The organism is Pantoea sp. X-Soil-OKNW-556 (assembly GCF_059730695.1).
This window is the reverse complement of sequence record NZ_AP035990.1, coordinates 1,006,296-1,020,292: the sequence shown is the minus strand read 5'-3', so window position 1 is coordinate 1,020,292 and position 13,997 is coordinate 1,006,296. Positions and strand designations below refer to the sequence as shown.

The window sequence follows — 13,997 nt, the reverse complement described above, 5'->3', positions numbered from 1 at the left end:
CAATTAAAGACCTGGTTGACCAAAGGCCTGACGATAACTGCGGGGATGGAAGCGAAAATTAAGCGCGATCAGCCCCACGACCACCGCTCCCTGCATCAACCACACGGAGGTAAAACTGTCGGTGACGGTATGCAGTTGGCCGGCAATAAACGGCATGCAGCCCGCGATGATAAAGCCCCAGCCCTGCATAAAAGCCACCAACCGCGCGCCAGCCTGTGGCTGCGGCAGATGCTCCAGCGCCAGCACCATTGCCAATGGAAAGGCCGCGCCAAGACCAAAACCGGCAATCGCCGCCCATAACCACGGAACCAACAACGGGTCGAGCAGAAAACCAGCCATACCGATCAGCTGGCACGCCAGGCTAAATATCAGTTGTGGACGACGATCGCTGCCGCGCGCCAGCAACGGCATCAGCAACGCGCCCGTCACCTGTAACGCAATCATCACCGCGAGTAACGCGCCACCGGCCTGTGCCGACCAGCCCAGTTGTTGATACGCATCCGGCAACCAGGCGACACAGGTGGCATAGCCACCATTCACCAGGCCAAAACTCAGCGCCAAAGTCCAGGCTCGGGGCTTGCGCCACAAGGACGGCAACGGCAGCGGGTTGCTCTCGTGAGTGCCCGGCACCCGGAGCCAAAGCCAGATGAGGATCGCCAGCAACACCGGCAGCGCCCAATCACTTAACGCCAGCGACCAGCCAAGATGCGTACTCAACCACGGCGATAATGCCGCCCCCAGGCCGCCGCCGCCCATCAACGCCCCGGCCCATAAGCCGGTCACCGCCGTGCTGCGTCGGGAAAAGCGCTGACGAATCAGCCCTGGCATCACCATCTGCACGATACCAATGCCCAGCCCACCGCATAATGCGCTCAACACCAGCCAGCGCCCCTCGGCGATCACGCCACGCACCGCCAACGCCACCAGCAATAACGTTAATCCTGCCAGCAGCAGGCGTCGCAATGGCAGGCGCTGCATCAGCGGTGCGCCCAGCAGCGCAACCGCGCCCATCATCATCATCGGGACGGCGGGCAATAACGACGCTGCCAGCGGAGAGAGGCCGATACTTTGACGTAACTGTCCCAGCAACGGGCTGACGGAGGTGAGTAACGGACGCATATTCAGCCCGGCCAGCACCAGGGCGGCGAGCGTCGGTCCGTTGGAATGTCGGGTCATACACAATCCTGCGGGGAAAAGGTTGTCAGGATGGCAGGGACGGTTACTATTTGGAAATGAAATAACACCATAGTGAACAGTGGAAAAATGAATCGTCAGCCCATGTTTACCCCGCAACAGTTATTAAGCTTTGTCGCGGTGTGTGAAACCGCCAGCTTTACCCGCGCCGCCGACCGGGTGCATTTGTCGCAATCTACCGTCAGCCAGCAGGTGCGACGTCTGGAGGAGATGGTGGGCAAAGCGCTGCTGCAACGCACCTCACATCAGGTGGCCGTCACCGAAGAGGGGGAAAAACTGCTGGGCTACGCGCGCCGCATCATTGCGTTGAACGGTGAGGCACACGATGTGCTGAGCGACAAATGGCGGGATGGTGTTTTGCGTCTCGGTGTGCCGGAAGATTTTGCCGCCCCCACGGCGGGTCTGCTGGCCGATTTTAGCCGTCAGCACCCGCAATTGCGGCTGGATGTGATGAGCGGAATGTATGTTGATTTGCACGCGGCATGGCAGCGAGAAGAGCTCGATATCATGCTGATTAAGCAGCCGGGCGGCGAACGCCCGCTGGCAGCCAGACCGGAACCGCTGCTGTGGCTCGATAGCGCCGATCACCCCTGCTTTGCACAAAACCCGCTGCCGCTGGTGGTTTTTCCGCAACTGGGCTTGTATCGCGAGGAGATGTGCCAGACGCTGGATAGTCTGGGTCGTAGCTGGCGCATCAGCTACAGCAGCACCAGCCTGGTGGCGTTAGCCAGCGCGGCGGCGGCGGGTCTGGGGCTGACATTACTCCCCGCCAGTTGCCGCCTGCCGCAACATCGTGTGCTGGGCGAGGCCGAGGGATTGCCGGTAATCAGCCATTTCGAGCTGGCGCTGTTTTGCCGTCAGCCACAGGACGCTCTGCAACAGGCACTGGCCGCCGCGCTGGTGGATTTTTGTCAGTTGCGTTGGCAGTGATTTTTCCACTGCCAGCCAGTGGTAAATATCGCAGCGCAGCGGCGAGGCTTTTGCCAGATTAGTTTTTTCCCTTTTGACTGGAGCCTCTGATGCAACTCTCTTCCCCCAGCCGTCGTGATTTCCTTAGCCAGACAGTTCGCTGGACCGCCGCCGGTAGCCTGCTGGCGGCGGGTATGGGCCACGCCAGCCAGACCGTTGTCACCCACTCCGAACGTCCAGCCCTGCCCCGCACCCGCCATTACCAATTGTTGAATGTACGCCTCGAAGAAGGTTTCGAACGTGAAGGTAACGAGGTGATTGCCACGCGTACCGCGTTATATGACATCACCATTAACGACGGGAAATTTATCGCCATCGATCCGGCCGGAAGCGCGCGTAACAGCGACTTAGCCAACTGGGATGCACAGGGTTTATTGCTGCTGCCACGCACCCGCGATATGCATATCCATCTCGACAAAACCTTTTACAGCGGCCCCTGGCAGGCACCCCGGCCACGTCAGGGCAAAACCATTATGGATATGATCGCCCGTGAACAGGTACTGATCCCACAACTGCTGCCCACCTCGCAGGCACGGGCCGAAGCACTGATTGGCCTGCTGCAAAGTAAGGGCAGCACCGCAGCGCGCAGCCACTGCAATATCGATCCCGTCAGCGGCCTGAAAAGCCTGGAACACCTCAAGCTGGCGCTGGCGAATCACCCGGATTTCGACTGCGAAATTGTCGCCTTTCCCCAGCACGGCTTGCTGCATTCAAAGGTGGATGGCCTGATGCGCGAAGCGATGGCGCTTGGCGTGCAATATGTCGGCGGCCTCGATCCCACTAACGTGGACGGCGCCATGCAGGCATCGCTGGATGCGATGTTCCAGATCGCCCTTGATTACCAGCGCGGCGTGGATATCCATTTGCATGAAACCTCCCCGGCAGGCGTGGCGGCGATTCAATATATGGTGGATACCATCGCGAAAAACCCGCAGCTCAAGGGGAAAGTGACCCTGAGTCACGGCTTTGCACTGGGCACGCTGGAAGGAAAAGCGTTGGATCAAATGATTGACGGGATGGCCGAGCAGCAGATGAGTGTGGCCTCCACCATCCCTATCGGCAAGCTGACTATGCCGCTGCCGCAATTGCAGGCGGCAGGAATTACGGTGATGACCGGCACCGATAGCGTGATCGATCACTGGTCGCCGTTTGGCAGCGGTAGCATGCTGGAGAAAGCCAATTTGTATGCGCAACTGTACCGCGGCTCCGATGAGTTTGGCCTGAGCCGGGCATTGCATATCGCCACCGGCGGTATTCTGCCGTTATCCAATCAGGGTGAACGTCAGTGGCCACAGCTCCAGGATGAGGCCAGCATGATGCTGGTGGCAGCCAGTTGCTCCGCCGAAGCGGTGGCGCGCATTGCGCCGGTTCACGCCACATTCCGACGCGGTACCGCCGTGTACGCCGCCTGAAGCAAAAAAGCCTCCGGGAAGGAGGCTTTATGAACGTAAAGGCTGGGACAAGGTGCGTCCCCTGCCGTACTGGATTATTACGATAACATCTGAATAGCCAGCGCATAGAGCCGCTGGTTTTCTTCGTCGCTGACAGGCTCTTCTTCCGCGTAACAGGCAATCATGGAGCTGACTTTGTCAGATGACAGCGTCTCTCCGTGAATGTGTAGGGTTAACACGGCGCGGCCGACGATTTTCAGAATGTCCTCGTTTTGTCCCTGGACGTAGTGACTCAATGAAGTGACCTCTGAAGTTGTTTTATATCGCCAAATGGCGCGCTAAATATAAAACAATCCAGAGAACGATTTTAATCGGAATTTCCTGTAACAGACGGGACACATAAACATAACAGCAGCAAATGGTCGCCATCGTGCCGCCAGCATGCCGCTATCGTCTGATTAACTCAGCTTTTTTTCAGTTGCGATGGTTTTATGATCATGAGAGTTTTCGGAAAATTCATTAGAACTTTGCGACAATAACCGTCGAAAAATAAACCAAATATTGCCAGATGCTTATTGATTCCCCGCAGTGATCATCTCCCTGATTGCCGCGTGATTTATCATTGATGAGACAGGCCCTTTCTGCCAGACTGGCGGCCGCAACTCCGCCCGATATCAGAGACTGTTCCGTGACTGCTTTTTCTACCCTGACGCAACTGCCCACCAGCCAACTCGACAACCTGCGCGAGATGGGGTTTGACGCCATGACGCCAATCCAGGCTGCCGCCCTGCCCGCCATTTTGCAGGGGCGCGATGTGCGTGCTCAGGCGAAAACCGGTAGCGGCAAAACCGCCGCCTTTGGTATCGGCCTGCTTCAGCGGATTGATAACAGCCAGTTTCATACTCAGGCGCTGGTGCTCTGCCCGACACGCGAACTGGCCGATCAGGTCAGCAATGTGCTGCGTCAGCTGGCGCGTTTCACGCGTAACATTAAGATCCTGACGCTGTGTGGCGGCCAGCCGATGAGCGCTCAGCGTGATTCGCTGGTGCACGCCCCGCATATTGTGGTCGGCACGCCGGGACGCATTCTTGATCATCTGAAACGCGATAACCTCGATCTCAGCCAGTTGCAAACTCTGGTGCTGGATGAGGCCGACCGTATGCTGGAGATGGGGTTCCGTGATGATATGGAAGCCATCATCGGCTTTACCCCCTCGTCACGCCAGACGCTGCTGTTTTCCGCCACCTGGCCCGATACCATTGCCAGCCTGAGCGAACGCTACCAGCGTGATGCACTGGCGGTGGCGACCGAAACCGAAGCCGAGTTGCCAGCGATTGAGCAACGCTTTATTGAAGTCAACGCCAGTGAACGCATCAATCTGTTGAGCGCCCTGCTCAGCCAGCAGCAGCCCACCTCCTGCGTGGTGTTCTGCAACACCAAACGTGAGTGTGATGATATTGCCGCCGCTCTGAACGATCGCCAAATCAGCGCCCTTGCGCTGCATGGCGATCTTGAGCAGCGTGACCGCGAGCGTGTGCTGATCCGTTTTGCCAACGGCAGCATCCGGGTGCTGATTGCCACCGACGTGGCAGCACGCGGTCTGGACATTAAATCGCTGGCGCTGGTGGTGAATTTCCATCTGGCGTGGGACCCGGAAGTGCATCTGCACCGCATTGGTCGTACCGGCCGCGCCGGTGAGTCTGGTCTGGCGGTCAGTCTGGTCGCCGCCGATGAGATGGCGCGCGCCCATGCGCTGGAAGATTATCTGCAACAATCACTCAACTGGGTTGCCGCCAGCACGCTGAAAGGCAGTGCGGCGAAGGCGCTGCCAGCTACCATGATGACGTTATGCATTGATGGTGGTCGTAAAGCGAAAATTCGCCCTGGCGATATTCTCGGTGCGCTGACCGGTGAGGCCGGATTCAGTGCCGATCAGATCGGTAAGATCGATCTGACCCCAACCCATGCCTATGTGGCGATTGCCGCCTCCCAGGCCAAAGCCGCATTGATCAAGCTAAAAGAAGGCAAGATCAAAGGGAAAAGCGTACGTGCCATCCTGTTGAAATAAGTCGCTAAAACGTGAGGGCGCTCGCCCTCACGTCAAAATTCCACCCGCCGCTCTCTATTTTTTAACCATCCTGCCGATAACTCCATCACGGCGATGTTGCCATGCCCTTAACGCAGCCCTGAGCGAGGCCAGGATGGATAATTTCCAGAAAGAGATCGATGAACGCGCTAACCTCGCGTTATCAAACAAATTCGAACTGTTGTTGTTCCGCCTCGGCTCCGATCAGCGGAAAGGCAAATCCGAGCTGTACGGGATTAACGTATTCAAACTGCGTGAAATCGTGCCGATGCCGAACATCACCCGTGCTGCCGGAATGCAATCGCCGTTGTTGGGCATGGCCAGCATCCGCGACCAGTTTATCCCGGTGATTGATCTACCGGCGGTGACCGGTTGCACCCCGGAAACCGGCCTCAACCTGCTGCTTGTGACCGAATATGCCCGCAGCACCCAGGCATTTGCGGTGGAATCGGTAGAAAATATTGTGCGCCTCGACTGGAATCAGGTGCATACCGCGGAAGCGGGCATTGGTAGCCGCAATATCACCAGTATCGCCTGTCTCGACAGCGACGGAGAAAGCAACAATCTGGCGCTGGTACTGGACGTGGAACAGATCCTGTATGACATCATTCCGTCTGTTCGTGGTGTCGAGCCGGGTGAAGAAACCGTGAAAAACTTCAACCTGAAACCGGGTCAGGTCGCGATTGTGGCAGAAGACTCCAAAGTGGCGCGCCAGCTACTGGAGCAAGGCCTGAAAAGTATGGGCATTCCGGCACTGATGCATAACACCGGTCTTGAGGCATGGCAGAAAATCACCCAGATGCAACAGGAAGCGCAGGCGGCAGGTGAGTCGATCCACGACAAAATCGCGCTGGTGCTGACCGACCTCGAAATGCCCGAAATGGACGGCTTCACCCTGACGCGTAACATTAAACGCGATGATGTGCTGCGTCATATCCCGGTGGTGATCCACTCTTCACTCTCCGGTAGTGCCAACGAAGACCATGTGCGTAAAGTGGGTGCCGATGGCTACGTGGCAAAATTTGAAATCAATGAACTGTCGAATGTGATTTATCGGGTACTGGAAGCAGCACGTTAATGCTTACCCTTGCCGTAGCGGCGCGATTTATCGCGCGGGTTTTTCCAGCATCGTGCATGGAATTGCGCGATAAATCGTGCCGCTACACATCCCCTGCGAAGTTTTTGTGACAAACCTCTAAAAAATTAAAGTAAAAACATTAACATCCGATAACCCATAGCGCTTGCGCGTGCGGGTCAAGGCTTCCCCCGCCGCAGTAAGTAAGCAATTTTCGCTTAAAAAACATCAACCTGATGCAGATGTTCCATCTGCTTTTCTATCTTGCAAACCAAACTTTTTGGCATCACGGGGAGAAACCTATGTTGAGCTTTAAGAACCTGAAGGTCGGTGTCCGGCTGGGCATCGCCTTTGGCCTGGTCGTGGCGTTGCTGGTCGTGGTGGGGATCACCTCCATCACCAAAATCAGCAATATTAAAAACGGCATCACCTCGATCGTGGAAGATCGTTATGTAAAAGTACGACTGGCCTATGATGTGCGTGATGGTGTGAACGATCAGATCAAATACCTGCGCGGCATCGTGATTGATACCACTCGCCCGGAAAATAACGTCAAACGCTTCCAGCAGTTGGCCGAGGCGACTGACCGTACCAACAGCGCGATGAAAAAGATCGAAGCCATCCAGACCACGGTTGTGGGTAAAAAGAAGATTGCTGGTCTGCTGGATGCCAGCCATCTGTTTGAACAACAGAAAGACCAACTGGTTGCGCTGGTCAAATCGGGCGATCTGGAAGCCTCCAGCACCTTTGTGCTGAAAAAGATTACCGACACTCAAAACGCCTTTCTGGATAGCGCCAATGCTTTTGCCGCTTCTCAGTCCGAGCAGTTACAGAATGAAGGTATTAACATCATTGCCGATGGTTCCACCGCCATCATGGTAACGCTGGTGTTCTCCGCCGTGGCGATTGTGGCCTCCATTATCCTCGGCTTCCTGCTGACCCGTTCGATTGTGCGCCCGCTGAATGAAGCAGTGGAGATTGCCGGGAAAGTGGCAGCAGGCGATCTCAGCACCCATATCGAAGTCAAAAGCACCGATGAAACAGGCGTGCTGATGCGTGCGCTGCAAAGCATGAACGACAACCTGCTGACCATCGTTTCGGATGTGCGCGCCGGTTCCGACACCATCGCCGTGGCATCAAATCAGATTTCCAGCGGCAACCTTGACCTCTCTTCACGTACCGAGCAGCAGGCCAGCTCACTGGAGGAGACCGCTTCTGCCATGGAGCAGATGACCTCCACCGTGAAGCACAATGCCGAAAACGCGCGCGAAGCCAATAAACTGGTCGCCAACACCTCTGATGTGGCGAAAGAAGGTGGCGTGGTGATGGAACAGGTGATTGAGAAGATGGAAGCCATTGCGCTCTCCTCGAAGAAGATCGTCGACATTATCAGCGTCATCGACTCTATCGCCTTCCAGACCAACATCCTGTCGCTTAATGCGGCGGTGGAAGCGGCGCGTGCCGGTGAACAGGGACGCGGCTTTGCCGTGGTGGCCAGCGAAGTGCGTAACCTCGCACAACGTTCAGCTTCCGCAGCCAAAGAGATCAAAGTGTTGATTGAAGATTCTGTCGCGAAAGTGGATGAAGGGAGCCGCCTGGTCTCTCATGCCGGTTCAACCATTGGTGAAGTGGTGAACAGCGTGAAGAGCGTGGCGGATATCATGAGTGAAATCACCATCGCCAGCAGCGAGCAGAGTAGCGGTATCAGCGAGATCAATCTGGCGATTACCCAGATGGAAGCGGTGACGCAGCAGAACGCCGCACTGGTGCAGGAAGCCTCGGCAGCCTCACAGGCCTTGCAGGAACAGGCCGAGCGTCTGGCGCAGTCGATGAGCGTGTTTAAGACCGGTCGAAGCATGGAACTGAGCGTGGTGTAACCACCCGTTCAACCGTGGCGGCGCGATGAATCGCGCCGTTACGGATTTGGGTTTAATTCGCCAGCGAATAGAAAATCGAAGAGATTGCCAGCAGCCCGACAATCACCACAAATCCATTGCTGATTTTGCCGCTGTACTTGCGCATCGCCGGTACTTTCTGGATGGCATACATCGGCATCAGGAACAACAGCATAGCAATCACTGGCCCGCCAAGCGTCTCAATCATCCCCAGAATACTCGGATTCATTGTCGCCACCAGCCAGGTGGTCAGCAGCATAAACAACGACGTCATTTGGTTCAGACGTTGTGGCGCAACGCTCTTGCCACGGCTGCGCAGTGACTTAATCACCAGGCCGTTAAAACCTTCACGCGCACCAAGATAGTGACCGAGGAACGATTTGGTGATCGCCACCATCGCCACAATCGGTCCCAGCCAGGCGATCATCGGCACATTAAAGTGGTTCGCCAGATAAGACAGGATGGTGATGTTCTGCGCTTTGGCCGCATCAAGGTCGGCGGGTGACAGGCTCAGTACGCAGCTAAAGACAAAGAACATTACTGTCAGCACCATCATCAAATGCGCACTGGCGAGGATACGTGAGCACTTTTGCTCCGCCGCAGCGCCATACTCTTCACGCTTCGCCACCGCGAATGAAGAAATGATCGGAGAATGGTTGAAGGAAAACACCATCACCGGGATGGCTAACCACAGCGTCATCCAGATATTGCTGTCGCCACTGCTTTGGCCGGATGACAATGTCTCCAGCGCGGCACCGTGCCAGTGTGGCACCAGATAGCAGGCCAGCAACATCAGCACCGCAACAAACGGGAACACCAGCACGCTCATCGCTTTTACGATCATCTGCTCGCCAAACCGCACCACGGTCATCATGCCGACAATCAAAATCAGCGACAGCACCGCACGCGGTGGCGATACCAGGCCCAGCTGATGCACGATGAAGCTGTCAACGGTGTTGGTAATCGCCACGCTGTACATCAACAGAATGGGATAGATAGCAAAAAAGTAGAGCAGCGTGATGATCTTACCGGCACCTGCGCCAAAATGCTCTTCCACCACCTCGGTTATATCTTCGCCGGGGTTTTTTCCGGAGAGAACAAAGCGCGTCAGGGCACGATGGGCATAAAACGTCATCGGGAAGGCGAGAACGGCCATGATAATTAACGGAATCAAACCACCTGCACCGGCATTGATGGGCAGAAACAGCACGCCTGCGCCAATTGCCGTGCCATACAGCCCCAGCATCCACACGGTGTCACTTTTACGCCAGCCCTTTGCGGGCGCCTCAACGGCACCTAATGTGCCGGTTTGCGAGGTTTCCATCTGTCTCTCCAGAATTACTCTTAATCAAAAGCACAGCCGCCAGGGCTGCGAATTATGACGCGGTTGGCGCGACGTGATCATGCTAACCGTTTTTTATCGGCGCGCATGACTTAAACGCAAAAATCAGTGCATAAAGTCAGCACTTGCGTGCAATACGATGCATTTATCATCTAAAAATGCACGATGCACGCACGCAACCGTTTGCCTGGGCGCTATTTGACCTGAGACGCAGAGAGAGTGCAAGGGAGAACTCGTAGCGGCGCAATTTATCGCGCCGCTACGGTGAGGGACAGTGATGGTCAGAATGCGCGCATTCTGTAGAGGGCATAAAGAAAATAATACGCTGTGATAGTATTCAAATTCATAATCATATATTTCATCTTCTCATTTTTATTCAACAGAATAAAAATGCCTTTGGAATATCTTCCCCGCTTAATTTCATTAATCTCCTGAGCAATATCGCCCGGTGAAAAAGATGAATGATACATGGCTGTGACAATTTGCATATCCAGAGCCAGAACGCGTTTAGAAATACCCTTAAGAAAGTAATCGAGATCGCTTTCCTTATATTTTTCCACGATTCCATCATACAACACCGTCAGTGATGTTTTTCTCACCTTCAACTCATTGTAATTGGACTTGCGTTTGGAGAGTGAGCCTTCAATATCTTCATAATGATAGGCGCTACCCGGCATCACCAAAAAGTTACTGACGCAGCTAAAACATTTAAGGTTGAATAATAAATCTTCGCTCATTGAGATACCTTCAATAAAGCGTAACCCCATCTCTTCAACCATTTTTCGGCGATAACATTTGTTATGCAAATAACCAATATTGTCGCTCATCTCCAGCTCTCCGAGCACGAAAGGAATATCTTCCAGCTCAAAAAAACCCGCGTGAGAAACCTTGCCTACACGATCATCATTCAGGTTTCCCACCATCAGATCAATCGTTTGGGCTGGCCAGGCTGCAAGGTTCTGCTTAAACACCATAAGAAAGTTAGTCTCGACCCAATCATCCGCATCCAGAAATAATACATATTCTCCACAGGATAATTGCAAGGCGTTATTTCTCGCCGCACTGACGCCTGCATTCGTCTGGTGAAGAATGGTGACTTGCGGCCAGGAGAGAAACTCTTCAAGTATTCGTGGGGTTAAATCACTACTCCCATCATTAACAACGATAACTTCATAATTTCTGTAGGTTTGATTAAGCACACTCAGAATTGTTCGCTTAATGGTTTTTTGTGCGTTAAAGGCTGGGATAATAACACTAAATAATGGCTTTTCATTCATGATAAACTCTCTTTACTGTCTGAGGTTTTGATATTGTTAAATAACAGCCATAGTTTCCTGGGGTTGATAAAAATGAGATGAACACGCATGACCGGTTGCGCAGAAAAGAAATAATTAAGCAGCGTAAAAGACAAAAACTCGGTCAATACCACGCTAATTGCGGCACCAGTCAGACCGAAATGCGGCACCAAAAGGAGTGATGACGCAAGACAGATTAATAAAACAGCAAAGGTTTTTTTCACCAAATAACGATAACCGTTGTACTTAATAATGAAGCGGTCCATTACGCTACTTAACACCGCGCACATCGCGCCAAAACTGAGGAGCACCGTTGGCGCGATAGCATCCAGCCAGGCCGCGCCGTAAAAGGCACGAATAAACCAGCCCGAGAGCAACCAAATAGAAAAAATCACGCCAGCGGAAACACCAATCACCAACAAATGCAGCTTCTGGGCTTTCACAATGGCCTGTTCAGGATCGCGCTCGGCAAAGAATGAGGGATAAAACGATGCCAGCAAGGCGCTGGGCAAAAACACCCAGGCCGTGGATAACGTCAGTGCAACCGAGAATATACCCGCCTCTTTCACCCCAAGAAAATAAGAGACGCTGACCTGATTAACTCGGGTATACAGCGCAACGGCAATCACAGATAAAATCAGTGAGAATCCCGATGCCACCATATAACGTGAATATTTTTTGAACTGCCGAATGGCGGGTATCGACCTCTGTTGCTCCGCCAGCAAAAACCAGCCCGTCTTCAACACAAACGGAATCAGCGTGGCCAATACGATAGGAATCGCCAGATATTTGGGATCGAGAGTGAAGTACGAAATAAAGTAACGCACCGTCAGGCTGATAACCAGGCCAATAAGATTGGCAATAACATTCCGCCGCGCATGCAGCATCGCTTCGTTATAGACATTCACCAGGTCGATAGCGGAAAACAGACAGGCAAATGCGGCGGCACCAATAAACACCAGTGCATCTGAGCTCAGTTCTTCCTGCATCACCAGAAATCCCACCAGCGACAATAGCGCGTACAACACCAGCACCAGGAAAAAGGTCGAGATCATCAATCTGATGCCGGAATAGCGCTTCTGTGAAATGCGTTTCAACAGAATCACATCGCTGCCCATCTGGGCGATGGTTTGCACAAACTGAAACACCAGCATGGAGAGGGAGATAATGCCGAAAGTGGTTGGACCGACGTATTTCGCCACATAGGAGGTAACGAAAATCAGACCCAATACCGCGATCAGCTTCTCAGCAATCATCCATAATGAGTTTTTTAATTTATCTTTCACAACGTCACCCCAAAGGGAATTATTTCCGCACCCACTTGCGCAGACGCGACACCAGACGAGGACTGAGGAAGAAAAACGTGAAGTACAGACTCCAGGCATTGATCATCAATCCCGAGGAGAGATAGGATTTAAACGATTGCCGATAAAGCGCAATATATTCATCGATAAAGTCGCGACTGAACCCCTCACTATTAAGTGCTTTGTAGATATAGGAGGAAGTGACTTTCAGATAGAGATGGTAATAACAGCGATGATGCTGCGCTGACAAAAACGCTTTCATGCTGCTAAACGAACGGGCAAACGAAAAATGTTTTTCCTTTAATGACGATCGGGTTGCCGAGTGGGCAGATTTAACGTAGTGATAAACCACTTTATCGGAGAACACCACCTGACGATGTTGTTGCAGCCAGAGATAGTTCATCACAAACAGCAGGTCTTCGAAGTTATAAATCTCCTCATTGAAACGCAGATGATGTTGGCGAATAACATCACCGCGAAATACCTTGTCGCAAATGCCGTGTCGTGGATTGAAATAAAGCAATTCATTAATCGCGGCTGACACCGCCATCGGTCTGGCATGATCCGATGCCACCGGAAAATCCAACGCTTGTCCCTGTGGCGTAAAGTGTTGCGACTGACCAACGGCCATACAAACATTTTGCTGCATCAGACACAGCCAGGTCGAAAATGCCGTGGAGGGGAGAAAATCGTCGGCATCCAGAAAGCAAAGAAATTTGCCGCGCGACGCACGAATACCATGATTACGTGCCGACGAGACGCCACCATTCACTTTATCGATGATGTGAAAGTGTGGATAGTGCGCGTAATTTTGCAGCAACGACAGCGAGTGATCTGTCGAGCCATCGTTAATAAAAATCACTTCAAAGCGAGATTCATCCTGCTGGATCAGGCTTTCAATGCATCTCTCCAGATAGGCTGCGGCGTTATATACCGGCACGATGACGCTCAATAACACGTCGTTGACAGGATTTAGCATGTGACCTCTGAAGCATTAAACCGATTAGCCAGTAATGTTACTTCCGCATGATACTTATATTCGCCTTATAATTTATTTCGGAGTTTCCTCAGGTAAAAACACCAGAAATTAAAGAGGGGCGAATGATTGAGGCCATTAAGAATTACGCCATATAAACAGGACAATTTAAATATTGATAGATGGCAAGAAAAAAAATAAGCTACCGCCCCTGGCTTACCGTCACCAGTTAAATAATTGGGGTTAACTCTTTTTTTTGGCAAAAGTCACCATGCTGAACTCTGTTGGGTCCAGTTAAATTTCAGCCACTTAAATTGTCATGCCCGGGTGAAAAGGTGCATCTAAAAATGGGCCTTCCCATCGCGGGCATCTACATTAATGATCTTGCTGTATGTCCTGCATTTTTATTACCGGGAGCATCACAGCCCCGGCGAAAAATGCATGGGGCGTTAATTCAGCACGGTCATCGC

The 13,997-nt window shown here is 53.0% G+C and carries 11 protein-coding genes; 5 read left to right on the top strand and 6 right to left on the bottom strand.

Features of this window, described 5'->3' with window-relative positions:
* Positions 1–3: 3 nt before the first annotated feature.
* Positions 4–1,176, bottom strand: coding sequence for a cyanate transporter (locus tag AC6I8T_RS04535; protein WP_208724924.1), 1,173 nt, complete (start codon positions 1,174–1,176; stop codon positions 4–6).
* Between the two features lie 87 nt (positions 1,177–1,263).
* Here AC6I8T_RS04535 and AC6I8T_RS04530 point away from each other — a divergent pair, with 87 nt between their 5' ends.
* On the top strand, positions 1,264–2,124 hold the full coding sequence (locus AC6I8T_RS04530) for a LysR substrate-binding domain-containing protein (protein WP_208724923.1): 861 nt from the start codon (positions 1,264–1,266) through the stop codon (positions 2,122–2,124).
* A gap of 89 nt (positions 2,125–2,213) precedes the next feature.
* Complete coding sequence (locus tag AC6I8T_RS04525) at positions 2,214–3,575, top strand: amidohydrolase family protein (protein WP_021185916.1); 1,362 nt, start codon at positions 2,214–2,216, stop codon at positions 3,573–3,575.
* A 77-nt stretch (positions 3,576–3,652) separates the two neighbouring features.
* Here AC6I8T_RS04525 and AC6I8T_RS04520 read toward each other — a convergent pair whose 3' ends face one another.
* Positions 3,653–3,850 carry a hypothetical protein gene (locus AC6I8T_RS04520; RefSeq protein ID WP_021185917.1) on the bottom strand — a complete coding sequence of 66 codons (198 nt, stop codon included), beginning with the start codon at positions 3,848–3,850 and terminating at the stop codon, positions 3,653–3,655.
* A gap of 392 nt (positions 3,851–4,242) precedes the next feature.
* On the opposite strand from AC6I8T_RS04520, the gene dbpA reads away from it, so the two are divergent.
* From dbpA to AC6I8T_RS04505, 3 genes are all read left to right on the top strand, one after another.
* Entirely contained in the window at positions 4,243–5,622 is a 1,380-nt protein-coding gene (dbpA, locus tag AC6I8T_RS04515) for an ATP-dependent RNA helicase DbpA (protein ID WP_208724922.1), read from the top strand.
* Between the two features lie 133 nt (positions 5,623–5,755).
* A complete protein-coding gene (locus AC6I8T_RS04510) occupies positions 5,756–6,718 on the top strand; it encodes a chemotaxis protein (protein ID WP_021185919.1) in 963 nt (320 codons plus the stop codon).
* A gap of 299 nt (positions 6,719–7,017) precedes the next feature.
* Positions 7,018–8,592 carry a methyl-accepting chemotaxis protein gene (locus AC6I8T_RS04505; protein WP_208724921.1) on the top strand — a complete coding sequence of 525 codons (1,575 nt, stop codon included), beginning with the start codon at positions 7,018–7,020 and terminating at the stop codon, positions 8,590–8,592.
* Between the two features lie 52 nt (positions 8,593–8,644).
* Here the strand turns inward: AC6I8T_RS04505 and AC6I8T_RS04500 are convergent, their stop codons facing one another.
* From AC6I8T_RS04500 to AC6I8T_RS04485, 4 genes are all read right to left on the bottom strand, one after another.
* On the bottom strand, positions 8,645–9,934 hold the full coding sequence (locus tag AC6I8T_RS04500) for an HAAAP family serine/threonine permease (RefSeq protein WP_208724920.1): 1,290 nt from the start codon (positions 9,932–9,934) through the stop codon (positions 8,645–8,647).
* A gap of 299 nt (positions 9,935–10,233) precedes the next feature.
* Positions 10,234–11,229: a glycosyltransferase family 2 protein gene (locus AC6I8T_RS04495; RefSeq protein ID WP_208724918.1), complete on the bottom strand. Its 996-nt coding sequence runs from the start codon at positions 11,227–11,229 to the stop codon at positions 10,234–10,236.
* Complete coding sequence (locus tag AC6I8T_RS04490) at positions 11,226–12,533, bottom strand: oligosaccharide flippase family protein (protein ID WP_208724917.1); 1,308 nt, start codon at positions 12,531–12,533, stop codon at positions 11,226–11,228. Before AC6I8T_RS04490 ends, AC6I8T_RS04495 begins: the two co-directional genes overlap by 4 nt.
* 19 nt (positions 12,534–12,552) lie before the next feature.
* On the bottom strand, positions 12,553–13,530 hold the full coding sequence (locus tag AC6I8T_RS04485; protein WP_497833537.1) for a glycosyltransferase family 2 protein: 978 nt from the start codon (positions 13,528–13,530) through the stop codon (positions 12,553–12,555).
* Positions 13,531–13,997 lie beyond the last annotated feature (467 nt).

Excerpts from the sequence above, each read along its gene's own strand:
- AC6I8T_RS04535 (WP_208724924.1), bottom strand. The coding sequence starts at position 1,176 with ATGACCCGACATTCCAACGGACCGACGCTCGCCGCCCTGGTGCTGGCC.
- AC6I8T_RS04530 (WP_208724923.1), top strand. The coding sequence starts at position 1,264 with ATGAATCGTCAGCCCATGTTTACCCCGCAACAGTTATTAAGCTTTGTC.
- AC6I8T_RS04525 (WP_021185916.1), top strand. The coding sequence starts at position 2,214 with ATGCAACTCTCTTCCCCCAGCCGTCGTGATTTCCTTAGCCAGACAGTT.
- AC6I8T_RS04510 (WP_021185919.1), top strand. The coding sequence starts at position 5,756 with ATGGATAATTTCCAGAAAGAGATCGATGAACGCGCTAACCTCGCGTTA.
- AC6I8T_RS04505 (WP_208724921.1), top strand. The coding sequence starts at position 7,018 with ATGTTGAGCTTTAAGAACCTGAAGGTCGGTGTCCGGCTGGGCATCGCC.
- AC6I8T_RS04500 (WP_208724920.1), bottom strand. The coding sequence starts at position 9,934 with ATGGAAACCTCGCAAACCGGCACATTAGGTGCCGTTGAGGCGCCCGCA.
- AC6I8T_RS04495 (WP_208724918.1), bottom strand. The coding sequence starts at position 11,229 with ATGAATGAAAAGCCATTATTTAGTGTTATTATCCCAGCCTTTAACGCA.
- AC6I8T_RS04485 (WP_497833537.1), bottom strand. The coding sequence starts at position 13,530 with ATGCTAAATCCTGTCAACGACGTGTTATTGAGCGTCATCGTGCCGGTA.